The following is a 25870-nucleotide window of genomic DNA, read 5'->3' as shown; positions in this document are numbered from 1 at the left end:
GATAGCATATCATCGGGCGGGCGCACCGGTAAAACGGGGCCGGGGCGCGATGCGCGTGAAAATATATGCAACAGGTCGGCGCGACGCCGGTGATAAGCACGGATCAGTTGCGGTTTATCAATTCGGCGGTCTGGTTTCGTGGTATCGCTGGTTTATCGTGGACACATCGAACAGCGTCCCATGGCAGGTGAGCGGCACGTGTACCAGTCATCCGCCGTCAGGGCGTGCGGAGATCCGTTGAGCAATGGAATACAAGGACTACTACAAGATACTGGGTGTCGAGCGGACTGCACCGCAGGACGAGATCAAGCGTGCCTACCGCAAACTTGTGCGCAAATACCATCCGGACGTGAACACCGGGCCGGACGCCGCAGAGGCGGAGCGGATGTTCAAGGATGTCGGCGAGGCCTACGAGGTGTTGCAGGACCCCGAAAAGCGCGCCGCCTACGATCAGTTGGGTGCCAACTGGAAAGAGGGACAGTCGTTCAATCCGCCGCCCGATTGGGACGAGGGTTTTGAATTTTCCGGCGGCGGCTATACCGAGGCCGATCCGAGCGGGTTCGGATCGTTCTTTGACGAATTGTTCGCGCGGCAGGGCAGGCAGCGCGGTGGACCGTCACCGCACATGCGGCAGGGCCATCAGTTCAGCGCGCCGGGGCAGGACCATCATGCCAAGATCGTCATCGACCTGCTCGAAGCCTATCAGGGCGGGACGCGTGATTTTACCTTGCGCGCGCCCGAGCTTGATCCCGACGGGCATGTTGTTTTGCGTGAACGTACCATCCGCGTCTCGATCCCGAAGGGTGTGACCGAAGGCCAGCATATCCGCCTGTCGGGCAAAGGCTCTGCCGGGATGGGCGGGGGCAAGCCGGGGGATCTCTACCTGGAGGTGGCGATCAGGGACGACCCGGCCTACCGCGTCGAGGGCAGGGATGTTTTCATGGATCTGCCCATCGCCCCGTGGGAAGCCGCACTGGGCGCACGGATCAGTGTGCCGACACCAAGCGGCACCGTGGAACTGACGATCCCGAAACATGCGCAGACGGGCAAGAAGCTGCGGCTGAAGGGGCGCGGCATACCGGGCAAGCGCGCGGGCGATCTGTTTGCGGTGCTCAAGATCGTCATCCCGCCGGTGGAAAGCGCGCGGGCCAAGGAGTTGTACGAAGAGATGGCGCGCGAGATGGATTTCGACCCTCGCGCCAGACTGGGAGCATGAACGATGGCTAAATCAACGGCGCTCGTGCCAGCGGGCGAGATCGTCAAACCGCTGAGCCTGTCGGACCTGTGCCGGGTGTGCGGGTCATCGGCGGACTGGTTGATCGAACTGGTCGAGGAAGGCATTCTGGAGCCTGTGGGCGAAAGCCGCACCGTCTGGCGGTTCGAAAGCACCAGCATCACCGTGGTACGCAAGGTGCAGCGGCTTCAGGCCGATCTGCGGCTTAATGTGCCGGGTGTGGCGCTGGTGCTGTCGCTTGTCCAGGAAAACGCGGCGTTGAAGCGGCGGGTGCGGCTTTTGGAAAACGACCCCCGCTACGCGATCTGGATGTCGGGGCCGGAGGGCTGACGACATGTCGAGACGGATACCAAACCCAACCGAGGCATGAAATGACCCAAGAGAAAGCAACATTCATCAACGTCCCCGAGGCCGTCGGCGTATTCGACAGTTTCGAGGACCTTCAGACCGCGATCTATGATCTGCGCATGTCCGGATTCAGCCGTGCGGACATCAGCCTGCTGGGCGACAGAGAAGCGATGAAAGAAAAGCTTGGCTCTGCCTATTGGCAGGCCAAAGATCTGGAAGACAACCCGGATGCGCCGCGCGCGGCCTTTGTCTCGGAAGAGGCGATGGGCGAGTTGGAGGGCGCTATCGCGGGTGGCTTTTTCTTTTTGGGATCCTATATCGCGATGGCGGCGATGCTGACCCCGGCGGCGACATTGGCCGCGTCGATTGCGGCGATCGCGATCGGGGGTGGTCCGGCCGGTATTCTGGGTGCGCTGCTGGCGCGCCGCGTGGACCGGCACCACAAGGATTACTACGCCGACCAGATCGCGCAGGGTGGTATCCTGCTGTGGGTGAGGACCTCCGATGCCGACAAGGAAGCGTTCGCCGTGAAGATCCTGAAAGGCCATTCGGGGCGCGATGTGCATGTACATCCGTGGAGCGAATGAGACGGGCGGGTAAATGACAGATTTAGAAGACAGATGAAAGGAAAGCCGATGGCACAGAAGACCGAAACGCTTAGCAACCTGCAAACAGCGGTGGCGATGGAACTGGCGGCAGTGAACCAATACCTGCTGCACATCCTGACGGCGGACAGTTGGGGGCTGGACAAGCTGGCGACCAAGATGCGGGCCGAAATGCTCGAAGAGCTTGGCCACGCCGAGCAATACGCCGAACGTATCGTGTTTCTGGGTGGCACTCCGGAGTTGAAGGCGGCCAAGGTGCCGCAGGCGGCCGGGTCTCTCAAGAAGATGTTCGAGGCGGATCTGGCGGATGAGAGAGAGGCGATTGAATTTTACACAACTGCCGCACGCACGGCGGACGAAGCGCGCGACATCGGCACTCGCGATCTGTTCGAACGCACGGCGCTGGACGAAGAGGGCCATATGTCGTGGCTGGAGTTGCAGCTGTCCTTGCTCGACCGGATGGGCGAGCCCGCATTCATCTCGATGCAGATCGACCAGTCGTCCGGCGGATAGACGCGCAGGGCACGATTGGCGCGGGTGCTGTTGCAAGCGCAGGCAAAGGAGACTGTCGGAGAATGGACAAGGCCGGTGAGATCGTCGCGCGAATCCGCGCTTTGGAAGAAGAGCTGGAGCAGGAGTTCGAGCGGCGGCGCGAGAAGCTGCGCTTTCGGATCAAGGACCGCAGGATCGAGTTCGAACGCGAGGCGCAGGCGCAGCACCGGGCGCTGAAACAGAAGCTGTCGTCGTACCTTGCCGGTGCGCGGCTTTCGGTGGTTCTGACGGCGCCGGTGATCTATTCGATCATCGTGCCGTTTGTTCTGCTCGATCTGTTCGTGTCGGTTTATCAGGCGGTCTGCTTTCCGGCCTACGGCATCGAAAAGGTCAGGCGGTCGGATTTCATCACCTTTGACCGCAGGCATCTGTCGTATCTCAACGGGCTGGAAAAGCTCAACTGCATGTATTGCGCCTATGGCAACGGGTTGCTGGGGTATGCGGCCGAGATTGCGGCGCGGACGGAAAAGCGATGGTGTCCGATCAAACACGCAAAGCGCATGGCGGGCGTGCATCGTCACTATGCCGATTTTCTGGAATACGGGGATGCCGTCGGATACCGCGCGCATCAATCGTCGTCTGGGGGTACACCAAACCCGTGATTTGCGGTGGATCAGCGCACGAGCGCGCGGCATGCACGGGCGACGACCGCCTCTTCGTTGGTTGGGACGACCAGAACCTTCACCCGTGAGGATGCCGCGCTGATCACTGTCGCGGCTTGGTCGTTCGCGACATCGTCCAGCGAAACGCCCAGCCAATCGAGCCATCCGCAGATTTTCGTGCGCACCAGCGCGGAGTTCTCACCGATCCCGGCGGTAAAGACCAGCGCGTCCAATCCGCCGATCGACGGCACCAGCCCGGCAAGCCCGCAAGCGGCGCGGTAGCAGAACATGTCGATCGCATCGCGGGCGGAGGCGGTATCGGTGTTTTGCAAAACGTACATGTCGTTGCTCGTGCCGGACACGCCCAGCAGGCCGGACCGGGTGTAGAGCAGGGTTTCGATCTCGTCCGCGCGCATCCCTTCGTGCTGGATCAGGTGCAGGATGACACCGGGATCCAGGGTGCCGCAGCGGCTGCCCATCATCAGGCCGTCCAGCGCGGTGAAGCCCATTGTGGTCGCCACGCTTTTACGGGCGTGCAGGGCGCACATGCTGGATCCGTTGCCAAGATGGGCAACGACAACACGGCCATCGGCGCCGTCTTGCAGATGTTCGGGCAGGGTGCTTGCGATATAATCGTAGGACAGCCCGTGAAAGCCGTAGCGAATGATGCCTTGGTCGGTCAGCGTGCGGGGCAGGGCGAACTGTTGCGCCAGATGGCTCTGCGTGCGGTGAAAGCTGGTGTCGAAACAGGCGATCTGCGGCACGTCGGGTTCGCGCTGTGCAACCGCGCGGATGGCGGCAAGATTGTGATGCTGGTGCAGCGGGGCGAGGGGGGCGAGGTCCTGAAGCTGTGCCAGCACGGGGGGCGTGATGCGGGTGGGCTCGGGGAAATGCTGTCCGCCGTGCACCACGCGATGTCCGACCGCCAGAAGCGGGCGGCCCGCGTGCTGCGCCGCGAGCCACGGCAGCAGCCGCGCGATCACCTCCGCATGGTCGCTGGCGCCGTCCAGTGCGACGCCGGTGTCGATTTTTGCGCCATCCGCCCCACGCGCGGTAAAGGCAGGGGTTCCGCCAACTCCCGCGACGGTGCCCTTGAGCAGGGGATCCGCCGATGACGCGGCGCTGTCGAACAGTGCGAATTTCAGGCTCGACGATCCGGCATTGAGCGTGAGGTAGACGCCGTTCATGTCCGATGTCCGCCGGTGTGGTGGTGGACATAGAGCTGTGCCATCGCCGCAGATGCGAGGCGTGACATGACGCCGTCGGCCCTGCTGGTCAGCACGATCGGAATACGCGCGCCCAGAACCAGGCCTGCCGCATCGGCCCCGGCCAGATAAATCAGTTGTTTGGCCACCATGTTGCCGGCATCCAGATCGGGTACGATCAGGATATCGGCCTGGCCCGCCACCTGCGATTCGATCCCCTTGGTTTGCGCCGCCGCCATGGACACGGCGTTGTCGATGGCCAGCGGCCCGTCGAGAACGCCGCCGGTGATCTGGCCGCGCATCGCCATCTTGCACAGGGCGGCGGCGTCGATTGTCGAGGGGATGTCGGGCGTGACCGTTTCGACCGCCGACAGGATCGCGACCTTGGGTATAGTGATGCCGAGCGCGTGGGCGAGCTCGATCGCGTTCTGCACGATATCGCGTTTGGTCGGCAGGTCGGGAAAGATGTTGATCGCGGCGTCGCTGATCAGCAGCGGTTTGGGATAGTTCGGCACGTCCAGCACGAAGACATGGCTCATCCGGCGTTCGGTGCGCAGACCGGTGTCGCGGTTTACGACCGGGTTGAGCAACTCGTCGGTATGAATCTTGCCTTTCATCAACATGTGGACGTCACCGGCGCGGCCAAGTGCGACCGCACGTTCGGCGGCGGCATGGCTGTGGGGCACATCGACGACCTCAACGCCCGACAGGTCGCGCCCGATCTCGGTGGCGACGGCGTCGATCCTGGCCCTTGGTCCGATCAGGACCGGCACGATCAGCCCGCGCGCGCCCGCTTCCAATGCACCTTCGAGCGAGAGGGCATCGCAGGGGTGCACGACCGCCGTGCGCACCGGATCAAGCGCCGCCGTCGCATCGATCAGCTCGTTGAACCGTGCGCCCCGTTCGTGCAGGTGCACTTCGGGAAGGGCCACGCGGGGGCGGCGTACCTTGACCGTCGGTGCGATAACGGTTGCCTGCCCTTCGATCACCGTCTCGCCGGTCTGGTTCAGGCACAGGCAGTCGAGCGCGACATGATGCTGCGCATCGTCCTTTGCTGTCACGGTGACACGGATCGTCACGGTGTCGTTCAGTCCGACGGGGTGGCGAAAGTTCAGGTTCTGATTGAGGTAGATGGTACCCGGACCGGGAAGTTCGGTGCCCAGCACGGCAGATATCAAGGCACCGCCCCACATGCCGTGGGCGATGACCTTGTGGAACATGTCCGAACGGGCATAGGCGGAATCGACGTGCGCGGGGTTCACATCGCCCGACATGACCGCGAACATCTCGATATCTTCGGGCTTCAGTGTGCGCGTCAGCTCTGCCGTCTCGCCGATCTCGATTTCTTCGTAGGTTCTGTTTTCGATGAATTGCATCTGTGTCTGCCTTTGGGTTCGGGGTCTTGCGGAGTCCTGCGTGTGTCGAAGCGCGCGATGCGCACCCGGTGTTTCTATCAGATCAATCGCGCGGCGCACAGCCGCCTGACCGGAGCACGCGGGCACCCCTGCGATCAGGTTTTCGCCTGACTAGCGGCCAACGGTGGCCGGTGATTGACCTACGTCAATGCGGGCGCTGCGGCGCGGTGTCATTCAGTGCGCAGGCCACGCGCCCCAAGGGTGGGCACGCGGACGCAACTTGATCAGCAGGAGACAGTCAGATGCCGTCAGATACAGCCGCGTCCGGCACATTGGGGGTCCATTCAGAAACCGGCAGGTTGCGGCAGGTCATCGTGTGCCGGCCCGGTCTGGCGCACAGGCGGCTGACCCCGGCCAACTGCCAGTCGCTGTTGTTCGACGATGTGTTCTGGGTCAAGCAGGCACAGAAGGATCACGCGGCTTTCGTGGCCGCGATGCGCGGCGAGGGCGTCGAGGTTCTGGACGTCAATACGCTGTTGGCCGAGACGGTGGACATTCCCGAAGGGCGCGCGTGGATCCTTGATCACAGGTTGGGACCGGACCAGATCGGTGTCGGGATGGGCGCGGAGTTGCGCGCGTGGCTGGATGTGTTACCCGGTGCGCAGCTGGCGGAATTTCTGCTGGGCGGGCTGGCAGTGGATGATCTGCCGTTCGTGCCTTCGGGGCTGTTCGGCAGCTATCTGGGCGCGCATGGGTTTATCCTGCCGCCGCTGCCGAACGCCCTGTTCACCCGCGACAATTCGGCGTGGATCTTTGGCGGCGTGTCCGTCAATCCGATGTACTGGCCCGCCCGCAGGCCGGAGACGCTCTTGAACGCAGCGATCTACAGGTTTCATCCGAAATTCGCTGGGAAGACGACGGTGCACTGGGGTGATCCCACAACCGACCACGGTCTGGCGACGGTCGAGGGGGGCGATATCATGCCTGTGGGTGACGGTACGGTGCTGGTCGGCATGGGCGAGCGGTCTTCGCCGCAGGGCGTCGGGCAATTGGCCGAGGCGCTGTTCGATACCGGTGCGGCGCAGCGGGTTCTGGCATTTGCGATGCCGAAATCGCGCGCGGCGATGCATCTGGACACGGTGTTCACGCTGTGCGGCGGAGACGTTGTGACGACCTTCAAGGAGGTCGCGGACGCGCTGGTGTGCTACGACATTCGCCCCGGCGAGGGCGCGGAGCCTTTGCAATACCGACACGATCCGCGCCCGATCTTCGACATCGTGGCGGAAGTGCTGGGATACAAGTCCCTCCAGATTGTGCCCACGGGTGGTGAGACCGCCGAAGAGCGCGCGCGCGAGCAATGGAACGACGGCAACAACGTGCTCGCCCTGCGGCCCGGTTTGGTGATCGGCTACGACCGCAACGATGACACCAACGCCGCGCTGAAGGCGGCAGGCATCGAGGTGCTGGCGATTCCCGGGGCCGAGTTGGGCCGGGGACGCGGCGGCGGTCATTGCATGAGCTGTCCCACCATGCGCGACCCGGTCTGAGGGCAGATGCATGTTTCACAGTAGTGGTCTGACAGATGCCGTGAAAGGGGAGGTCTGATATGTTGGTGGTTGCAGCCGTCGGTGGCAATGCCCTGTTGCAGCGCGCAGAGCCGCTGACCGCGCAGGCGCAGCGCGCCAATGTGAAAACCGCGGCGGCGGCGCTGGCCCGCGTGGTGCGCGTGGGGCACCGTTTGATCGTGACCCACGGCAACGGACCGCAGGTCGGTCTGCTGGCGTTGCAGGGTGCGGCGTACAGGCCCGATGAGACCTTTCCGCTGGATGTGCTGGGGGCCGAGACCGAGGGCATGATCGGCTATCTGATCGAGCAGGAGCTGGAGAACGCGCTGGGGCACGACCATGCCGTCGCCACGCTGCTGACGCAGGTTGTCGTGGACGCGCAGGACCCTGCGTTCGGCAATCCGACCAAGTTCGTCGGGCCGGTCTATAGTCAGGAGGACGCGCAGGCGCGCGCCGCAGCGGCGGGGTGGAGCATTGCGCGGGACGGTGCGGACTGGCGGCGCGTTGTGCCGTCGCCGCGCCCGATTGAAATTCCCGATCTGCGGGTGGTGCGGATGTTGCTGGATCAGGGAGTGATCGTGATTTGCGCGGGCGGCGGAGGCATCCCCGTGGTGCGCCGCGCCGATGACAGTATCGTGGGCATCGAGGCGGTGATCGACAAGGACGCGGCAAGCGCGCTTCTGGCCGCGGATATCGGTGCGGATGCGCTGTTGCTGCTGACGGATGTCGATGCGGTCTACGACGGGTTCGGCACCGATGCAGCCACACCGTTGCGGATGCTCACCTCGGAGGAGGGGCGCAAGCTGGACCTGCCGGACGGATCCATGGGACCAAAGCTGACGGCAGCCTGTGATTTCGTGGACCGGGGCGGTATCGCGGGGATTGGGCGGCTGGCCGATGCGCTTGAAATCCTTGATGGTACGGCGGGCACTCATGTCTCGAACAAGCCGTTCGAAGACCGATGACCGCCGCGCCGCTTGCAGACACCGCGCAGGCGACCGACGGGCGCATCGCCGCCATTCGGGGGGGTGTTGTCGATGTCGTGTTCGAGGGGCCGGTGCCGCGTATCCACGATCTGCTCTATGCGGGCGAGGTCGCGATGGAAGTGGCGGGGCTGATCGGGCACGGCATGGTGCGGGCGATGGCGATGGCGCCGGTGCGTGGTCTGGGCCTTGGCATGACAGTCAGGGCGACCGGCGGGCCGATCCGGGTGCCGGTGGGTGAAGGTGTTCTGGGCCGGATGCTCGACGCCTTCGGTGCGCCGATAGATGGGCGGCCTGCCCCCGTGGCGCGCGCGCATCGCGCGATCCACCGCGCGCCGCCGAAGCTGGAAGAACGTGTCCTGCATTCGCAGGTCCTCGAAACGGGGATCAAGGCGATCGACCTGCTGTCGCCGATCGAGAGGGGCGGCAAGACCGGCCTGTTCGGCGGCGCGGGCGTCGGCAAGACGGTTCTGATCACCGAGCTGATCAACAACACGGTGCAACACCACAAGGGCGTTAGCCTGTTCTGCGGCATCGGCGAGCGGTCGCGCGAGGCCGAAGAGCTGTACCGCGAGATGGGCGAGGCCGGGGTGCGCGAAAAGACCGTGATGCTGTTTGCGCAAATGAACGAGGCGCCAGGCCTGCGATTCCTCGTGGGCAAGTCCGCGCTGACGATGGCCGAGTATTTCCGCGATGACAAAGGGCAGGACGTGCTTTTGCTGATCGACAACATCTTTCGCTTTGTTCAGGCGGGATCGGAGGTGTCTGGGCTGATGGGGCGGATGCCTTCGCGCGTCGGATACCAGCCGACGCTGGCCACCGAACTGGCCGGACTGGAGGAGCGCATCACCTCGACCAAGCGCGGCGCGATCACGTCGATCCAGGCGGTTTACGTGCCAGCGGACGATTTCACCGATCCGGCGGCGGCGCATATCTTTTCGCATCTGTCGGCGTCGGTGGTGCTGTCGCGCAAACGCGCCAGCGAGGGGCTGTATCCGGCGGTGGATCCGCTGGCATCGGCTTCGGTCATGCTGACGCCTGCAATCGTCGGGCAGCGGCACTATGACATTGCGCGCGCGGTGCGCCGGACGTTGGCCGAATACGAGGAATTGCGCGACATCATTGCGATGCTGGGTCTTGAAGAACTGTCATCGGCGGACCGCGCCACCGTCGAGCGCGCGAGGCGGCTTGAACGATTTCTGACACAGCCGTTTTTCACGACCGGATCGTTCAGTGGCGTCGAAGGGCGGTTGGTGCCGGTCGAGGACACGTTGCGAGGCTGCGAGACGATATTGGCGCAGACCGAATTCGATCTGTCGGAAAGCGCCTACTACATGATCGGCGGTCTCGACGATCTGGAGGCAACGCCATGAGCATGGCGACCGACATGGATGTGACGCTGCGCCTGCCTACGCGCACCTTGTTCGAAGGCACCGCGACGCGGCTGACGGGCGTGGCCCCGAACGGCGCGTTCGGAATTTTGCCCAACCACATCGATTTCGTAACCGCCCTTGTGCCGTCGGTGCTGACCGTCGGGCGGGCCGACGGGACCGAAGAGATCTTTGGCCTCGACGAGGGGCTGCTGGTGAAAAAGGGGCGCGATGTGACCGTCGCGACGCTGCGCGGGGTGCGGGGGGAGGACCTTGGTACGTTGCGCGACACGGTCGAGGCGAGCTTTGTCCGCATGGACGAGGAGGAACGACAGGCGCGGTCCGCGCTGTCGCGGCTGGAGGCGGATATGGTGCGCCGCTTTGCAGAACTGAAAAGGCCGCAGGGATGACACCGAAACCCGACAGATCCACCGAAGAAATCGCGCGGCAGGCCCGCCGCATGAAGGCGCGCCGCGATGATCCGGGACCAAGTCCGCTGCGCGGCATCGGCACTTTCGGGATGATCGGTTGGTCCATCGCGGTGCCCACGGTGGGCGGCGCGTTTCTGGGTCTTTGGCTGGACCGGGTGGCACCGCAGGGGTTTTCATGGACAATCGCGCTGATCCTCGGGGGCGTCGTTCTGGGCGCTTTCATTGCAGCGGCATGGGTCGGCAGAGAAGGAGGTGACAAATGACAGAGGTTGACTGGGCGGCGGTTGCGGGCGGTCTGGCGATTGGTGCCGTGCTCAGCGTCCTGTTCTTTGCCGGGCTGAAGGTTGGCATGCGGCTCGCCCTGCGCACGCGCACGCCGGTCGGTTTTCTGGCGCTAAGCGCCGCGTTGCGCATTGCGGTATTGCTCGCAGCGGGGTGGGGCGTGGTGCAGCAGGGCGGCGTCTGGGCGTTCGCGGGCTTTGCGCTTGCGTTTCTCGTGGTGCGAATGGGCGCGATCACATTGGTCCGTGCCGGTGACGCTCCATGACCCTCACCCCCGATCAAATCATCATGTTCGAGCTTGCGGGCGTCGCGATCAACGCGACGGTTTTCTATACCTGGATCGTGATGGCGTTGCTGACGGTGGCTTCAATGCTGATCACGCGCAGGCTGCGCCCGGATGTGCCGCCCAACCGCTGGCGCACGACGCTGGAGGTGATCGTGCAGGGCATCCAGAGCCAGATCGCAGAGATCGCACCCGGGCCGTCGCGCCATCTGCTGTATTTCGCGGGGACGCTATTTCTGTTCGTTGCCGTGTCGAACCTGCTGCTGGTCGTGCCGGGGTTCGAGCCGCCGACATCGTCGCTGTCGACCACCACGGCGCTGGCGCTGTCGGTTCTGATCGCTGTGCCGATGTTCGGCGTGTCGAACCGGGGCATCGGCGGATACCTCAAGACCTATGTGCAGCCGTCGGTCGTCATGCTTCCGTTCAACATCATCTCGGAGTTTTCGCGCGGCGTCTCTCTGGCCATCCGCCTTTACGGCAACATCATGAGCGGGGCGGTGATCGCCGCGATCCTGCTTAGCGTCGCGCCGTTCTTCTTTCCGGTGGTGATGGACGTGTTGGGCCTGCTGACCGGCATGATCCAGGCCTATATCTTCGCGATCCTCGCGACGGTCTATATTTCCAGCGCGACCGCACCGCCGCCCCCTTCCCATTCCGAAAAGGACAATCCATGACAGACCTTGGACTTATCGCCGGCATCTCGATCTTTACCGCCGGGCTGACCGTTTCCATCGGCGCCATCGGTCCCGCGCTTGGCGAGGGGCGCGCGGCATCGACTGCGTTGAACTCCATCGCGCAGCAGCCCGATGCGGCACCGACCATTTCGCGCACCCTGTTCGTGAGCCTTGCAATGATCGAATCCACGGCGATCTATTGCTTTGTCGTTGCGATGATCCTGATCTTTGCCAATCCGTTCTGGATTGCCGCGCTGGAAGCGGCGCAGGGCGCAGGGAACTGACCCGTGTCCATCGACTGGATCACTGTCGCGGCACAGATCGCCAATTTTCTGGTGCTCGTGTGGCTGCTCAAGCGGTTCCTGTACCGGCCCATTCTTGACGGGATCGACGCCCGCGAGGCGGAAATCACCGCCCGCATGCGCGAGGCGGAGACGGTGAAGGAAGCGGCGAAGGCGCGCGAAGAGGCCTATGAGGAAAAGTTGCGGGCGCTGAACGTGGCGCAGGCGGATATGATGGAGACGGTGCGCCGTAAGGCCGAGGAACAGCGCGACACCCTGCTGGCGGACGCCCGCGCGGCGATGGAGCAGGAGCAGGCCGGCTGGCAGGCGCAGCTGGCGGCGGAAGCGAAAAAATATGCTGCGAGATTGCAGGACATCGGGGCCGATGCGCTGTTGTCGCTCACGCGCAAGGCGCTGACGGATCTGGCGGACGACACGTTCGAGGAACGGGTGGCACGGCACCTGATCGCAAGGATCGAGACAGTGGCGGCTGATTTGCGCACCGCTGCGGGACAGGCGACGGAGGCCGTGATTTCAAGCCGCGCGCCGCTTGGTTCGGATGTGCGCGAAACGCTGCGTAGCGCAATCGCGGCGGCGTTTACCGGTGTGACCGTCGAATTTGAAACGGATGCGGATCAGTCGCCCGGTCTGGTGATGCGCATGGGCGGGGCGCAGCTGGCCTGGACGGTCGAGTCCTACGTCGACGGGCTGGACGCGTCGATCACCGCGCGGCTGGCCGGTGGTGGCGATCTGGAACCTGCTTCGCATGGACAATGATATCAGGATACTGCGGCCGCATCCCGAGACGCTTGTCCGGGCGCTGCTGGACAGTCCCGCACCGCCGCCCCGCATCAGCGAGGTCGGGCAGGTGGCCGAGGTGGCCGACGGGATTGCCGTCGTGACGGGATTGGCGCGCGCGCTTTCGGATGAGCTTTTGCAGTTTGCCTGTGGCGTGCAGGGCATCGTGTTGGATCTGGAACCGGGGCGGCTGGGCGTCGTGCTGCTGGGGCCGTCGGCGGATATCGTCGTGGGGGAACGGGTGATGCGGACGCACAGGGTGGTGAGTACGCAGGTCGGCGCAGGGTTGCTGGGCCGGGTGGTGGATGCCCTGGGACATCCGCAGGACGACGGCGGGCCGATCAAGGCGGATGCGCGGCACCCCGTAGAGGCGCAAGCGCCCGATATCCTTGACCGCAAGGCCATCACCCGCCCGCTGGCGACGGGGATCAAGGCGATAGATGCGGCGGTCCCCATCGGGTTGGGACAGCGGCAACTGGTGATCGGGGACCGGCAGACCGGCAAGACCTCGGTCGCGGTGGATGCGATCCTGAACCAGAAGGACACCGATGTCATCTGTATCTACTGCGCCATAGGGCAGCGCGGCGATGCGGTGGCCAAGGTCATTGGCGCGGTGCGCGACGGTGGGATGATGGGGCGCACGGTGATCGTGGCGGCGGGCGACGAGGGGGCGGCGGGGCTTGCCTATATTGCGCCCTACGCCGCGATGACGATGGCCGAGCAGTTTGCAGCGCAGGGCCGCGATGTTCTGGTGGTGCTGGACGATATGACGCACCACGCCCGGTCGTATCGGGAACTGTCGCTGCTGCTGCGCCGACCGCCGGGGCGCGAGGCGTTTCCAGGCGATATCTTCTACATTCACGCACGGCTTCTTGAACGTGCGGGCCAGTTCGCCCCGTCGATCGGCGGCGGGTCCATCACCGTCCTGCCGGTCGTCGAGACGCAGGCGGAAAACCTGTCGGCCTATATCCCGACCAACCTCATTTCGATCACCGACGGACAGATCTATCTGTCGCCGCGTCTGGTCCGCAAGAACCAGTTTCCGGCGGTGGATCTAGGAGTGTCGGTCAGCCGGGTGGGGGGCAAGGCGCAAAGCCGCGCGTTCCGGTCGGTGGCGGGAAACCTGCGCGTGACCCTTTCGCAGTTCGAAGAGCTGGAGGATTTCGCGCGGTTCGGCACCCGGCTTGACGATGCGACGCGCGCGCGGTTGAAACGCGGCGCGGCGGTGCGGTTGTCGCTGCGGCAGGCCGAACGCGATCCGATCCCGGCGGTCGAACAGCTTGCCGTTCTGATCGCGGCGATGGATGGACAGTTCGACGGGCTGGACGAGGCCCGCATGCAGTCAGCGATGCATGCGGTCCGTCAGGCCGCCGCGCGCGACCTTGACGATATCGCCGGGCAGATCGCGCAGAATGTGCCCTTTGACGATGCCGCGCGGGCGCGGATGGCGGCACTTGGCGCGCTGGCGCTGGAAAATCTGGAAAAGTCGCATGACCCAGACCCTTGAGGCGCTGGCCCGGCGCACGACCAGCATGACGGGCATCCGCAGTGTGGTGCACACGATGAAAACACTGTCAGTCATTAACGCCGCCCCCTATGAACACGCCGCCCGCGCCATCGAGGCGTATCACGCGACAGTTCTGGAGGGGCTGCACGCATTTCTTTCGCAAACGGGGCCGGTGCACGCCGCGCGCGGTGCAGCGGCGGCGCGGGTTATGGTCGTCTTCGGTTCTGATCACGGGTTGTGCGGCAACTACAACGAAGCCCTGGCCCACCATGTTGCGCGCACCATCGGCAGCGCGCCGGGTCGCGTGCAGACTGTCCTGTGCATCGGCGCGCGGATGGCGGATGCCCTTGCTGATCAAGGGATCGACGTCGAAAAGGCACTTTTTCCTCCGGCGTCCGTCGATGGCATCGGGCGGCTCGCCAATCTGCTGACCCGGCGGCTCGATGATCTGCGCACGCGTCATCTTCCGCGCGAGGTTGCCGTGTCGCTGGCGTATTTCGCGCGCAGCGAGGGCGGAATGCGGGCACCCGTCGTCGCGCCGTTACTGCCGCTTGACCCCGGGTTGGTGCAGGAGCTGCAAAGCACACCGTGGGTTTCGCGCAGCCTGCCGCATTATACCATGGAATCGGGGGATTTGTTTGTGGCGCTGATCCGCGGACATCTGTTTGCAAGCCTGTTCAGGGCTGCGGCCGAAGCCCTTGTCACCGAGAACGCCGCGCGGCTTGCGTTAATGCAACAGGCCGAGCAATCCGTGGATGACCGGCTGGATGCGTTGATGTCGGAAACGCGCACGGTGCGGCAGGATGAGATCACGACCGAGCTTTTGGATGTAATTATCGGCTTCGAGGCGTTAAAAGGGCGGAAAACGTCGGGGTGACGGCACGGGAAAGCCGCTTCACTGTCGGTTCGCCAAAGAGGGAAAATGTAAGCGATACTTGAAGTGCGGCTCCGGTAGCCGCAAAGGGCAGGGGCTTGGGCGCTGCCAGATTCAATAGAAAAGGCGACACCCTCGGGGTGCCGCCCTTGTTGATCATCGACATGCGAAGAAAATCAGCTGTCGCTGCCGGTTTCTTCTTCCTCATCCATTTCGACTTCGGGGCCGACCGATACAAGATAAGCCCAGACGTTCTTGGCTTCTTCATCGTCACGCAGTTTGAACGACATTTTCGAGCGTGCGCGCGTGTCGTCATTGTATTCGGCCAGAAAACCTTTGGGATCGGCGACATAGCCTGCGAATTCTTCTTCGTTCCACTCAAGGCCGTTCTCGCCAGCTTCAACGAGCGAATCGCCATAGCGGAAGTCTTCGACAGAGCCGGCCGTGCGGTTGTAGATTCCGTAAAGATTCGGACCGGTGCGACCGCCCTTGACGATCGTTTCGCCGTCGGCGTCGGTGATGACGTGGCACGCCTTGCACTTGTTGAACACTTTTTCGCCTGCTTGCGCATCGCCGCTCGCGTGTTCGTCTGCGAAGGCTGGTGCGGCGGCGAGCGCCATGCCGAGTGCTGTTGCTGCGAATAGTCTCATAATATTCTCCTCTTCTTGCGCCTTAGTTAGAGCGCGACGGCACAAGGTAAAGCCCGCCTCGAAACAATGTCCACAGCGAAATTGACGCACCCGGTCGTTTCGGTTTCGGCGGTGCGGCGACAGCGCGCCGCACTGATCTGAACATGTTACGGTCCATTTTTTCCATGCCTGTTCGAACCCGTTGCCGCTCCTTATCGTCAGGCAACCATGTCATTGCCTGCGGTCCCTCCCGGCGTGCCGTGTTACGCTCTTGACGTTCAAAGGTTGACGTATTGGGTGCAAATGAACAAAAAATTGATTAGCACACGGCCCTTGGCGGATTTGTAAATCGGGGTTAAGAACTTGGCACATTTGACAGTACTCGTTTCGGAGACACGGACCTTACTCTGCGTGACGGACATATGAAGACAGAAACAAAGATACCCGCCTGGGTCGGTGATACCCTGCAACCGGTCGAAAAGCTTGATACCCATCTGCGCGGATTGCGACACAAGGCCGTTTCGGTGTTTGTCCTGGCGGACGGTGCGCTGCTGCTCCAGCAACGTGCGCTGTGCAAATATCATACGCCTGGCCTATGGGCGAATACTTGCTGCACCCATCCCGAGTGGGATGAGCCGGACATGATCTGCGCCACGCGGCGTCTGGACGAAGAACTGGGTATTCGTGGCATTACCGCAGAACATCGCGGTCAGGTCGAATACCGTGCCGACGTCGGCGACGGGATGACCGAACACGAACTGGTCGAAGTATTTGTCGTGGAGGCACAGAGGGACCTGCATGTGCAACTCAATCCCGACGAGGTAATGGACACGCGATGGGTCACGCCTGCGCAATTGCGGGAGGAGATTGCGCAGACGCCGCAGATCTTTACGCCGTGGTTGCGCATCTACATGGCCGAGCACAGCGCGCTGATATTCGGCTAAGGCACGTTGCGGGCGTTCACGCAGTACCGCATCGAACCCGTTGGATTGTGCGCGCCCGAAACCCCGCCCTCCTTGCGCAGAAATCCGGTACTGTCCTTTTTGTCACGACCTTCTTGGTTGAACTATACCTTACCGTTGTCATGCGGCCAGATGAACCCTCTGTCCGCAGCCGTGCCTATCGCGATGACCTGCATAAGGATGAACACGCCCCACGCGACCGACAAGCGAAGGTGGTTACAGATCAGCCGGACATTGCGACCTGTACCATCCAATGCGATCTACGCGATCTTCGGGCGAAACAGGGCCGCCGCCGCGGGATCGGGGCCGCGCGTTCCCGACACTCGTTATTACATTCTGCGAGGCCAGTCTGATTTGAAGCGGGCAGGGGGCCAGCCCCCATCGCTGCCCTGCCGGGCAGCGATTCCCCCGGGATATTTTCGGCCAAAAGAAATAGGCGGGTCAGCCGGTGCGGACGGTGTCGATCATCAGTTGCACATTTTCGGGGTCGGCGTCCGGCGTGATGCCGTGGCCGAGATTGAAAATATGCGGGCCTTTGGAGAAAGCATCTACGATACGGCGGGTTTCGGACACCAGGGCATCACCACCGGTGACCATATGCGAGGATTTCAGATTGCCCTGAACGCAGCCATCGGGTTGGACGTGGGCGGCGGCCCATTCGGCGGTAACGCCATCGTCAACGGCGATGCAATCGGCGCCGATGGCCCTGTGTGCGCCCTGATACCTTTCGCCCGCACCGCGCGGGAAGGCGATGACGGGGATGCCGGGATGTTTTTCTTTGAGCGCGGCAGTGATGCGTTGCATCGGTTTGATCGCGTAGTCGGTGAAATCATCGCCTTGAAGGGAACCGGCCCAGCTGTCGAAAATCTTGACCACTTCGGCGCCCGCGTCGATTTGCGCGGACATGTAATGGATCGTGGCCTCGGTGATCCGGTCCATGAGCGCGTCGAACACGGCGCGGTTTTCGGATTTGAGCGCGTGGGCGGGGCCCTGATCTGGGGTGCCCCGTCCGGCGATCATGTAGGTTGCGACGGTCCAGGGCGCACCGGCGAAACCGATGAGCGTGGTTTGGGACGGCAATTCGCGCGACACGATCCTGACCGTCTCGTAGATCGGCGACAGATGGTCGTGGATCGCGTCGGGCGGCAGAAGCTTGTCGAATTCGGCGCGGGTGGTGATGGTGGAGAGGCGCGGGCCCTCGCCAGTGACGAACCATAGATCCGCACCAAGCGCCTGCGGCACCAGCAGAATATCGGCGAACAGGATCGCAGCATCGAAACCGTAGCGCCGGATCGGTTGCAGGGTGACTTCGGCAGCCAGATCGGGGTTGTAGCACAGTTTCAGAAAATCGCCCGCCTGTGCGCGGGTGGCGCGGTATTCGGGCAGATAGCGTCCCGCCTGACGCATCATCCATATCGGTGGTGTGGGCAGTGTTTCACCGGCCAATGCGCGGAGAATGGTTTTCTGGGCGGTCATGAGATTTCTCTTCGTTGCAAATTGCGTCGGCGTACCATGCACCGCCCGCAGGGGCCGATACAAGAGTTGTCAGGCCAGGTTTACGGGGCTAGGACTGCGCAATGAACTTCAACCTTCCTACCCCCGCCCAACCGCTGAAAATCGGCACCCGTGGATCGCCTTTGGCCCTTGCGCAGGCGCATGAAACACGCGAGCGGCTGGCGCAATCCTTCGATCTGCCGTTCGAGGCGTTCACCATCGTCGTGATCAAGACCACGGGGGACAAGATCATCGACCGCCCCCTGAAGGAGATCGGTGGCAAGGGGTTGTTCACCCGCGAGATCGAGGCGGATCTGCTATCGGGTCAGATCGATATCGCGGTGCATTCCATGAAGGACATGCCGACGTTGCAGCCCGAGGGGTTGATCCTCGATACCTATTTGCCGCGCGAGGATGTGCGCGATGCGTTCATCTCGCCGACCGTATCGTCGCTGGCGGATCTTGCGGCGGGGACCGTCGTCGGCACATCGTCGCTGCGGCGGCGCGCGCAGCTGAAACTCAGGCGGCCCGATCTGGAGGTGGTGGAGTTTCGTGGCAACCTGCAGACCCGTTTGATGAAGCTGGAGCAGGGTGTCGCCGCTGCGACGTTTCTGGCGATGGCGGGGCTTAACAGGCTTGCCATGGACGAGGTGCCGAAGGCCGCGATTGAGACGGATGTGATGTTGCCGGCCGTGGCACAGGGGGCCATCGGGATCGAACGGCGGGTCGATGATGGACGGATGGCCGAGATGCTGTCCGCGATCCACGATGCGACGACGGGCCAACGCCTCGCGGCGGAGCGGGCCTTTCTGTTAAAGCTCGACGGATCGTGCGAGACGCCGATCGCGGGTCTTGCGGAGTTGGACGGTGGTGCCTTGCATCTGCGAGGCGAGGTTTTGCGCCCGGACGGATCCGAGGCGATTGCCGATGCCGTGACATGCCCGATCGAAGACGGGGCGCAGGCAGGCACGCAGATGGCGCAGAAGCTTCTGGATCAGGCGGGGCCGAAGTTCTTCGACTGGCGCTAGGGGGAGCTCAGCGTATTCAGATCAAGTTCAAGCTCTTCCTCGGTTCCTTCCTTGCGGATCCGTATTGCCCCGAACCGCCTGAGCAGGTCGCGCATGGGTCGGTTCTCGGCGTGGACCAGGGCGAGAAACGTGGTGATGCGGCGCTCTCGGGCAATTGCGGCCAGCGTCCGTAACAGCGCCGATCCGACGCCTTTGCCCTGATAGGCGTCAACCACAGTCAAGGCGATTTCGGCGCGTGTCACGTCTTTCATCACAACGAAACGGGCGGTCGCGACCGGCACATCGCCGGCCATCGCACCGATGGCGACATGGTCTGTGTCGCTTGGCGCGGTATAGGTGTCGAGTTCCGCGTTTGACAGGGTTGGATGTGCGCCCAGAAACCGCATGAAGCGCGAATCCTGAGACAGTTGCGCGAAGCCCTGGCTCAGCAGGCAGCAGTCGTCCGGTCCGATGGCGCGGATGTGAATGACGGTACCGTCATTCAAGGTCATATCGAGCGGGAGTGAATGATCCATGGAGAACAACCGGCGTAACTGATCGTGCATGGCTTCTACAGATGGTCGAGCGCGTTGACCAGATTCGAATGCACGCTCTCGATTGCGATGATCTTGGGCGCGTTGACGGACAGGGGGCGCGGCGTCCACCCATTAGCGGTGGTGGTTACGGGGTATAGGCTACGACGTTCTGGCGCTGCACGCCCAGCCCGGCCACGCCCAGTTCGACAGTGTCGCCCGCGCGCAGGAATTGCTGCGGTTTCATCCCCATCCCCACGCCCGGCGGTGTGCCGGTAGAGATCATATCACCTGGCATCAGCGTAACGAAGCGGCTCAGATAGCTGACGATTTGCGCCACGGTGAACACCATGTTGGCGGTATTGCCGGTCTGCCGCCGCTCTGCGTTCACATCGAGATAGAGATCGAGCGTTTGCGGGTCGGGGATCTCGTCGGCGCTGACCAGCCATGGACCGACGGGGCCGAAGCTGTCGCAGGATTTTCCCTTGACCCATTGCCCGCCCATTTCGGACTGGAAAGCACGTTCCGAGACGTCGTTGATCACGCAGTAACCCGCAACATGATCCAGTGCCGCGGTTTCTTCCACATGATGCGCCGCAGTGCCGATGATCACGCCCAGCTCCACCTCCCAATCGGTCTTTTCCGAGCCTTTGGGCAGCACGATAGGATCCTCCGCGCCGGTCACGGGGCATACTTTCATGAACAGAATGGGCTGTTCGGGGATCGGCATCCCGGCTTCGGCCGCATGATCGGAATAGTTCAGCCCGATGCAGAACATCCGGCGCACGTCATCCAGCACCGGCGCATAGGCGCCTTTGATCTTGGGATAGTCGTCGGGCGAGAGGCGGCGCAGGGCGGCCATCTGGTCCGGTGTCACCGTCGCTGCGGTGATGTCCGCGACCACACCGGAGATGTCGCGCGGGGTGCCGGCATCATCGACGAGCGCGGGACGAATGCCGTCAGCGGTGCGGATACGGGCAAGTTTCATGGCGGTCTTCCTTTATCGTTCGCCCCAGTCTAGCGTTTTTCCAGCGGGTGTGGAGAGGCAAAACGCTCGCCGCCGCGACGTCGTCCAAGGGCCGCGGGGATTGATGTGGGTCAACAGATGACGGTTGCATCGTGCGGGTTTGCGGTTTGATGTACAGCCACCGGATCGCGGTATGACGGAACTTTCGAGAGGTGTAGCGAGGACACTCGACATCGTAGAAGACGCACCATGCGCGCCGGCAGGTACGCATCCGACCACCGACGCGACGGCGATGACGACTTTGCGTTGTACGGCGGCAAGATTTTGACCACTTTCGGCGACCGAACCGAGGCTGCGGCCCAACCAGGGATATGTTGCGAAACCGGGAATCCGGAGGCGCTTATCGAGAAATGGCAGGGTTTGGCGGCGACCCTGCAACCGATCCGCAACACCGCAGGCAGATATGATTGGCGGCCCTTCGACGGACGGCCATTTTTTATTGTGTCGATCCGTTGATCAGAGCGTCGACTCGGTGCCCAGAATATTCGTGACCTGACTGGACAGGACACCGCCGTTGCCGTGCGCCAGAGCCAGCTCGGCACCCGCGATCTGGCGGTCTCCGGCGTCGCCGCGCAGCTGACGCACCGCTTCGACCAGCGTGAAGATGCCGTACATCCCGGGATGCACGCAGGACAGCCCGCCGCCGTTGGTGTTGACCGGCAGATGACCGCCGGGCGCGATGCCGCCGTTTTCCACGAACGCGCCGCCTTCGCCTTTCTTGCAAAAGCCCAGATCCTCAAGGAACAGGATCACGTTGATGGTGAAGGCATCGTAAAGCTGCACCACGTCAATGTCGGCGGGCTTGACGCCGGCCATGCCCATCGCCAACGCGCCGGATTGGGCGGCCCCGGTCACGGTCAGGTCCGGCATTTCGGAAATGTCGCGATGGGTCGTACCTTCGCCGCCCCCCAGCAGATAGACCGGAGGCCTGGGGTGATCTTTGGCCGTCTCGGCCCGCCGCATCACGATCGCGCCGCCGCCGTCGGTGACAAGACAGCAGTCGCGCACCCGCAGCGGATCCGAGACCAACCGCGAGGCAATGACATCCTCGCGCGTCAGGGGATCGCGGATGAACGCCTCGGGGTTCTTTTGCGCCCATGCGCGCGCGGATACCGCCACATCGGCCAGCTGTTCGCGCGTGGTACCGAACTGGGTCATGTGGCGGTCCGCCGCAAGCGCGTAGGACGACAGCGGGAACATCGGCTTATAGGGCGCTTCGTAGGTTGGCAGCCCAAGCGCCGTCATCAGCTTGCCCGAGGCGGTGCGCTGGTTCGATCCGTAGCAGATCAGCACGGTATCGGCGAGCCGCAGCTCCAGCAGCATGGCGGCCCAGAGCGTGTGCGACAGGAACGACGAGCCGCCCATGCGGTTGTTCATGGTGAACTTGGGGTTCAGCCCAAGTTCCTGCGCCAGCGTCAGCCCTGACAGCATGTCCAGCGGCTGACAGGTGGCAATGGCATCGACGTCGCCAAGCGACACCCCGGCATCGGCCAGCGCGCCATGCACGGCCTCGACGGTGATTTCCATCGCGCTCTTGCCATGGGCCTCGCCACAGCCAGCCAGCGCGGCGCCGACGATGGCGGCTTTTCCCCGCAAACTCATGATACACCTCCTTCGGGCTGGAAGATGACGGCAGGTCCGCCGTCCGCCCCTTCGCCGACCGATGCGCTGACCTTCAGTCCGGCGGCGATTTCGTCATGCGCCATGCCGTCCACGCGCGACATCATCCGAACACCTTCTTCGAGGTCCACAAGCACCACGTTGTAATCGCCGCCTCTTTCCGGCTTTCGACGCACAACCGTCCGCGCATAGATCGTTCCCCGCCCCGTGGGTGCCACCCATTCAAGGTCTGCGCTGCCACAGGTCGGGCAGATCACGCGCGGATGAAAGACATGCGCACCGCAGGCACCGCATTTCTGGATCTCGAAGACGCCCTCGGCCAGCTTGGCGGCAAAGACGGCGTCTGGCCCCGGGCTGTTTTTCATATCAGTCATCTCAGAATCCAATGTGATAGCCGCCATTCACGCTCAGGTGCTGGCCGGTGATGTAGGATGCCGCGTTTGACAACAGGAAACAGACCGGCTGCGCCACTTCTTCGGGGGTGCTCATACGCCCCATCGGGATCTGTGCCATGTATTTGTCGGCGAACTTGTCCGAGCGGATCGTTTCGGTCATCGGCGTTTCGACCATTCCGAAACAGACCGAGTTGACGTTAATCCTGTAACGGCCCCATTCGCGCGCGGCGCTCATCGTGAGGCCAAGCACGCCGGATTTGGCGGCACCATAGTTGATCTGTCCGATCGTGCCGCGGCGGCCGGCATCGGAGGAAATATTGACGATGGCACGGCGCGCCGCGCTGTCCGGGTCTTTCTGGGCCTGATCCCTGTAATAGCTGCCCACGGCCTGCAGGCAGGCGAAGACGCCGGTGAGATTGACGTCGATGACCTGCTGCCATGTGGCACGGTCCATCTTGTGGATCATCGCGGCGCGCACGATGCCGGCGTTGTTCACCAGCCCGTTGATGTCCCCGAATTCGTCAAGCGCGAATTTCACCAGTTTCTCGGGAAAGTCCGGATCGGCCACGTTCCCGACAAGGGCGCGGGCATTGCCGCCGATCTGTTCAGCAGTTTCCTTGACCCCGTCTTCGTTAAGATCGTTCACAACGACCTTGGCGCCTAGCTCGGCCGCCAGTTGCGCTACCCCGCGGCCAATACCCTGCCCGGCACCGGTGACGATAATTACCTGATTTTCCAATGACATCGGATTGATCATTTCTCTCTCCTCATTTCGTTTGCTGGTCACGATTCAGTTGCCGCCGCTTCGTCCGGGTTCGCTGGACGATGGCGCGACCCGCTTGATCACCGCATCGCCATGCGCCAGGCGTAGTCCGTCCTGATTGACAATCTCGCCTTGCGCGAACACCAGCTTGCGCCCGCCTCCGGCGATGTGCGCGCGTGCCGTCAGCGTGTCGCCCTCGACCGCTGGTCCGACAAAACTGGTGGTGAGCGAAAGTGTCAGGCAGCGATGACCGGGACGGCCTTCGCCCGCAAAGGCGGCGCAAAACGTGACCGCGTTATCCAGCAGTGTTGCGTAGACCCCGCCGTGCACCGCGAACGCGCCGTTCAGGTGGTCGTGGGCGATCTTCATTTGCAATTCCGCCCTGCCCTCGGACCAGGAAACGAAGCGGACGCCCAGCAAGGCGTTGAACGGGGCCGGCATCTCGGGTTTGCCATCCTGCGCGCTCATCTCAGGCGGCCTTTCGATCGCGCGAAAACGCCACGATGACCGCCGCCAGCACCGTGATCGCGACACCGGCCCCAACCGCGCCGGGAATCGGGATGGCCAGCATCGGGGTCGCGGGCAAGGCGAAGGCCAACCCGGCAATCCCGAGCAAAATCCGTGCCACCGCGCCCCTGGGGCCGGGTTCGATACGACCGACACCCAGCAGGTACCCCTGCAATCCGGCGCAGATCAGCAGGACACCGATACCCGCGCGCAGGACCGTCAAGGCACTGTCGACCAACCCCGCCTGCAAGGTGTACGCGGGGTCGAGCACAAAGAAGAAGGGCACGATATAGATGATGGTGCCCAGCTTCATCGCCTCGTAGGCGGCAGCGAAGGGCCGGGCCTGTGCAATCGCCGCCGCGGCGAAAGCCGCCAGCGCCACGGGCGGGGTGATGTAGCTCAGCATACTCCAGTAGAGGATGAACAGATGCACGCCGATCGGATCAAGCCCGCCGGCGATCAGGGCCGGGGCCAAAGACACGGCAAGGATGACGTAGGCTGCCGTTACCGTCATGCCCATCCCGAGGATGAAGCTGGTCAAAGCCCCCAGAAGCAGCAGCAGGAAGGTGTTGCCGCCTGCGATGAATAGAAGATCGTTCGAAATCGTGCCCGACATGCCGGTCACCGCCAGCCCGCCGACAATCAGCCCGACTGCCGCGAGGATCGCCACCAGTTCGACAAACAGCCGCCCCGTCGCCACAAGAAAGTTCATCAGTTCCTGCCGCCCCCAGCGCGATTTCGACAGCAGTTGGTTCAGAACGATCAGCAACGCGGTCGCATAGAACGGGGCAATCGCCTCGCGCTTGAGATAGAGCAGCATCCAGATGAGAAGCCCGAAGACGGCGAGGAAGTACCAGCCTTCACGCAGCACCTTGCCGAACCTGGGGAGTTCGGCACGCGGCACGCCTTTCAGCCCGTTGCGCGCTGAGTAAGCGTCGATCTGGGCGAACAGGGCAAAGAAATAAAGCAGCGAGGGAAGCACCGCCGCAACCACGATGTTTGTGTAATCGGTCAGCAGAAAGCTGGCCATGACAAAAGCGGTGGCGCCCATGATCGGGGGCATCAACACCGCTCCGGTCGAGGCTGCCGCCTCGATCCCGGCGGCATAGCTGGGCAGGAAGCCCACCTTTTTCATGGCCGGAATGGTGATCGAGCCGGTGGTGAGCACATTGGTGATGACGCTGCCGCTCATCGAGCCGGTCAGCCCGCTGGTCAGAACGCCGACCTTGGCAGGTCCGCCCCGGACATGTCCGAGCGCGGAAAAGGCGATGTCGATAAAGAACGGCCCCGCCCCGGTGTGCTGCATCGCGACCCCGAAAATCATGAAGCCAACGACAAGATTGACGAAACTGCGCATCGGGATGCCCAGAACGCTTTCGCCGCTCATGGCGTGGAAGATCGCCGTCTCAACGGGCGGGCGCTGGAACCCCTGAATCGGCCCCGGCGCATAATCGGCGATCATCGGATAGACGGAAAACATCAGGATCACGCCGAAAAGCATCCATCCGCCGGTACGCCGCGCCGCCACCAGCAGCAGGAACCAGAAGGCAAAGCTGGCAATCACGGCATGGGTGGGGGCCGCGAAATCCCAGCCTTTGTTGACCACGCTGCGCCCGTAATAGGCAAAGAACGCGCAGGTGATCAGCGCCAGAAGGGCAAGAAAGTAATCCCACCACCGCGTTGACCCATGCGGGTTCGTCTTGCTGCACGGAAAGATCAGGTAAACGAGCGGTAACGTCAGCAGCAGCATCACGTAGAGGTAATGAATCTCGAGCAGGCGGATGTTCATGAAGAACCCGAGATTGAAGAGATGGTTGATTGACGCCGCCGACAACAGAATCGCCGATGCGGCAAGCAGTCCGCGAAGGGAGGGGGGCAGGGTGCCCATGCCCGCCGGCTGTGCCGCTTCGTCCTGTATTTCCTGTGGCATGCCCGATTTCCCCATGTTGTCCCAGCCTATCCGATGATACGCGGCGCCCGAAAA

Annotated in this window: 29 protein-coding genes; 18 read left to right on the top strand and 11 right to left on the bottom strand. The window is 63.1% G+C overall.

From position 1 onward, the window contains the following. Nucleotides 1–244 precede the first annotated feature (244 nt). From Q1A06_RS14975 to Q1A06_RS14955, 5 genes are all read left to right on the top strand, one after another. Entirely contained in the window at nucleotides 245–1216 is a 972-nt protein-coding gene (locus Q1A06_RS14975; protein WP_299565334.1) for a DnaJ C-terminal domain-containing protein, read from the top strand. Between the two features lie 3 nt (nucleotides 1217–1219). Next, complete coding sequence (locus Q1A06_RS14970; protein WP_299565332.1) at nucleotides 1220–1564, top strand: chaperone modulator CbpM; 345 nt, start codon at nucleotides 1220–1222, stop codon at nucleotides 1562–1564. A 41-nt stretch (nucleotides 1565–1605) separates the two neighbouring features. Further along, the gene (locus tag Q1A06_RS14965) at nucleotides 1606–2169 is read left to right on the top strand and encodes a hypothetical protein (protein WP_299565330.1); all 564 of its coding nucleotides are present in this window, start codon (nucleotides 1606–1608) and stop codon (nucleotides 2167–2169) included. Nucleotides 2170–2217: 48 nt separating this feature from the next. Then, nucleotides 2218–2700 (top strand): bacterioferritin, encoded by a 483-nt coding sequence (locus tag Q1A06_RS14960; protein WP_299565328.1) that lies wholly within the window; start codon nucleotides 2218–2220, stop codon nucleotides 2698–2700. A 62-nt stretch (nucleotides 2701–2762) separates the two neighbouring features. Then, nucleotides 2763–3341 (top strand): hypothetical protein, encoded by a 579-nt coding sequence (locus Q1A06_RS14955; RefSeq protein ID WP_299565326.1) that lies wholly within the window; start codon nucleotides 2763–2765, stop codon nucleotides 3339–3341. Between the two features lie 11 nt (nucleotides 3342–3352). On the opposite strand, the gene Q1A06_RS14950 is transcribed toward Q1A06_RS14955, so the two are convergent. Then, nucleotides 3353–4528 (bottom strand): acetate/propionate family kinase, encoded by a 1176-nt coding sequence (locus Q1A06_RS14950; RefSeq protein ID WP_299565324.1) that lies wholly within the window; start codon nucleotides 4526–4528, stop codon nucleotides 3353–3355. Beyond that, entirely contained in the window at nucleotides 4525–5922 is a 1398-nt protein-coding gene (locus tag Q1A06_RS14945) for a bifunctional enoyl-CoA hydratase/phosphate acetyltransferase (protein WP_299565322.1), read from the bottom strand. Before Q1A06_RS14945 ends, Q1A06_RS14950 begins: the two co-directional genes overlap by 4 nt. A 281-nt stretch (nucleotides 5923–6203) precedes the next feature. Between Q1A06_RS14945 and Q1A06_RS14940 the strand changes: the two genes are divergently transcribed. Genes Q1A06_RS14940 through Q1A06_RS14890 form a run of 11 tightly spaced genes read left to right on the top strand, consistent with a single transcriptional unit; the run spans nucleotide 6204 to nucleotide 14952 of the window. Continuing rightward, nucleotides 6204–7448, top strand: coding sequence for an arginine deiminase (locus Q1A06_RS14940; protein WP_299565319.1), 1245 nt, complete (start codon nucleotides 6204–6206; stop codon nucleotides 7446–7448). A 59-nt stretch (nucleotides 7449–7507) separates the two neighbouring features. Beyond that, complete coding sequence (arcC, locus tag Q1A06_RS14935; protein WP_299565317.1) at nucleotides 7508–8431, top strand: carbamate kinase; 924 nt, start codon at nucleotides 7508–7510, stop codon at nucleotides 8429–8431. Beyond that, nucleotides 8428–9822, top strand: coding sequence for a F0F1 ATP synthase subunit beta (atpD, locus tag Q1A06_RS14930; RefSeq protein ID WP_299565314.1), 1395 nt, complete (start codon nucleotides 8428–8430; stop codon nucleotides 9820–9822). Before arcC ends, atpD begins: the two co-directional genes overlap by 4 nt. After that, nucleotides 9819–10229: an ATPase gene (locus Q1A06_RS14925; RefSeq protein ID WP_299565311.1), complete on the top strand. Its 411-nt coding sequence runs from the start codon at nucleotides 9819–9821 to the stop codon at nucleotides 10227–10229. The genes atpD and Q1A06_RS14925 overlap by 4 nt, the downstream gene beginning before the upstream one ends. After that, on the top strand, nucleotides 10226–10513 hold the full coding sequence (locus Q1A06_RS14920; RefSeq protein WP_299565308.1) for an AtpZ/AtpI family protein: 288 nt from the start codon (nucleotides 10226–10228) through the stop codon (nucleotides 10511–10513). The genes Q1A06_RS14925 and Q1A06_RS14920 overlap by 4 nt, the downstream gene beginning before the upstream one ends. Beyond that, nucleotides 10510–10797, top strand: coding sequence for an ATP synthase subunit I (locus Q1A06_RS14915; RefSeq protein WP_299565305.1), 288 nt, complete (start codon nucleotides 10510–10512; stop codon nucleotides 10795–10797). The genes Q1A06_RS14920 and Q1A06_RS14915 overlap by 4 nt, the downstream gene beginning before the upstream one ends. Next, nucleotides 10794–11489 (top strand): F0F1 ATP synthase subunit A, encoded by a 696-nt coding sequence (locus Q1A06_RS14910; RefSeq protein WP_299565302.1) that lies wholly within the window; start codon nucleotides 10794–10796, stop codon nucleotides 11487–11489. The genes Q1A06_RS14915 and Q1A06_RS14910 overlap by 4 nt, the downstream gene beginning before the upstream one ends. Then, nucleotides 11486–11773 carry a F0F1 ATP synthase subunit C gene (locus Q1A06_RS14905; protein WP_299565299.1) on the top strand — a complete coding sequence of 96 codons (288 nt, stop codon included), beginning with the start codon at nucleotides 11486–11488 and terminating at the stop codon, nucleotides 11771–11773. Before Q1A06_RS14910 ends, Q1A06_RS14905 begins: the two co-directional genes overlap by 4 nt. A gap of 3 nt (nucleotides 11774–11776) precedes the next feature. Then, nucleotides 11777–12547: a F0F1 ATP synthase subunit B gene (locus Q1A06_RS14900; protein WP_299565296.1), complete on the top strand. Its 771-nt coding sequence runs from the start codon at nucleotides 11777–11779 to the stop codon at nucleotides 12545–12547. Further along, nucleotides 12537–14075, top strand: coding sequence for a F0F1 ATP synthase subunit alpha (locus Q1A06_RS14895; RefSeq protein ID WP_299565293.1), 1539 nt, complete (start codon nucleotides 12537–12539; stop codon nucleotides 14073–14075). The genes Q1A06_RS14900 and Q1A06_RS14895 overlap by 11 nt, the downstream gene beginning before the upstream one ends. Then, nucleotides 14059–14952 (top strand): FoF1 ATP synthase subunit gamma, encoded by an 894-nt coding sequence (locus Q1A06_RS14890; protein WP_299565290.1) that lies wholly within the window; start codon nucleotides 14059–14061, stop codon nucleotides 14950–14952. Before Q1A06_RS14895 ends, Q1A06_RS14890 begins: the two co-directional genes overlap by 17 nt. Before the next feature lie 173 nt (nucleotides 14953–15125). Here the strand turns inward: Q1A06_RS14890 and Q1A06_RS14885 are convergent, their stop codons facing one another. Then, entirely contained in the window at nucleotides 15126–15599 is a 474-nt protein-coding gene (locus tag Q1A06_RS14885; protein ID WP_299565287.1) for a c-type cytochrome, read from the bottom strand. A gap of 401 nt (nucleotides 15600–16000) precedes the next feature. Here Q1A06_RS14885 and idi point away from each other — a divergent pair, with 401 nt between their 5' ends. Then, complete coding sequence (idi, locus tag Q1A06_RS14880; RefSeq protein WP_299565284.1) at nucleotides 16001–16522, top strand: isopentenyl-diphosphate Delta-isomerase; 522 nt, start codon at nucleotides 16001–16003, stop codon at nucleotides 16520–16522. Nucleotides 16523–16981: 459 nt separating this feature from the next. Here idi and hemE read toward each other — a convergent pair whose 3' ends face one another. Then, complete coding sequence (hemE, locus tag Q1A06_RS14875) at nucleotides 16982–18016, bottom strand: uroporphyrinogen decarboxylase (RefSeq protein ID WP_299565281.1); 1035 nt, start codon at nucleotides 18014–18016, stop codon at nucleotides 16982–16984. 101 nt (nucleotides 18017–18117) lie between these two features. Between hemE and hemC the strand changes: the two genes are divergently transcribed. Then, nucleotides 18118–19062: a hydroxymethylbilane synthase gene (gene hemC, locus Q1A06_RS14870; protein ID WP_299565278.1), complete on the top strand. Its 945-nt coding sequence runs from the start codon at nucleotides 18118–18120 to the stop codon at nucleotides 19060–19062. Here the strand turns inward: hemC and Q1A06_RS14865 are convergent. The 7 genes from Q1A06_RS14865 to Q1A06_RS14835 all read right to left on the bottom strand — a co-directional run bounded on the left by Q1A06_RS14865 (nucleotide 19059) and on the right by Q1A06_RS14835 (nucleotide 25816). Continuing rightward, nucleotides 19059–19577, bottom strand: coding sequence for a GNAT family N-acetyltransferase (locus Q1A06_RS14865; RefSeq protein ID WP_299565275.1), 519 nt, complete (start codon nucleotides 19575–19577; stop codon nucleotides 19059–19061). The two genes, hemC and Q1A06_RS14865, sit on opposite strands and share 4 nt — an antisense overlap. Nucleotides 19578–19722: 145 nt before the next feature. Continuing rightward, nucleotides 19723–20562 carry a fumarylacetoacetate hydrolase family protein gene (locus Q1A06_RS14860; RefSeq protein ID WP_299565273.1) on the bottom strand — a complete coding sequence of 280 codons (840 nt, stop codon included), beginning with the start codon at nucleotides 20560–20562 and terminating at the stop codon, nucleotides 19723–19725. Nucleotides 20563–21057: 495 nt separating this feature from the next. Then, nucleotides 21058–22203: a thiolase gene (locus tag Q1A06_RS14855; protein WP_299565270.1), complete on the bottom strand. Its 1146-nt coding sequence runs from the start codon at nucleotides 22201–22203 to the stop codon at nucleotides 21058–21060. Continuing rightward, nucleotides 22200–22595, bottom strand: coding sequence for an OB-fold domain-containing protein (locus Q1A06_RS14850; RefSeq protein WP_299565267.1), 396 nt, complete (start codon nucleotides 22593–22595; stop codon nucleotides 22200–22202). Before Q1A06_RS14850 ends, Q1A06_RS14855 begins: the two co-directional genes overlap by 4 nt. A 1-nt stretch (nucleotide 22596) precedes the next feature. Beyond that, complete coding sequence (locus Q1A06_RS14845; RefSeq protein ID WP_299565264.1) at nucleotides 22597–23373, bottom strand: 3-oxoacyl-ACP reductase family protein; 777 nt, start codon at nucleotides 23371–23373, stop codon at nucleotides 22597–22599. 33 nt (nucleotides 23374–23406) lie between these two features. Further along, nucleotides 23407–23847 (bottom strand): PaaI family thioesterase, encoded by a 441-nt coding sequence (locus Q1A06_RS14840; RefSeq protein WP_299565261.1) that lies wholly within the window; start codon nucleotides 23845–23847, stop codon nucleotides 23407–23409. Nucleotide 23848: 1 nt separating this feature from the next. Beyond that, a complete protein-coding gene (locus Q1A06_RS14835) occupies nucleotides 23849–25816 on the bottom strand; it encodes a TRAP transporter fused permease subunit (RefSeq protein WP_299565258.1) in 1968 nt (655 codons plus the stop codon). Between the last annotated feature and the right edge of the window lie 54 nt (nucleotides 25817–25870).

This window comes from uncultured Sulfitobacter sp. (assembly GCF_947497275.1).
Classification (GTDB): domain Bacteria; phylum Pseudomonadota; class Alphaproteobacteria; order Rhodobacterales; family Rhodobacteraceae; genus Sulfitobacter.
The sequence above is the reverse complement of the archived record's forward strand: the minus strand, read 5'-3'. Positions and strand labels throughout refer to the sequence as shown.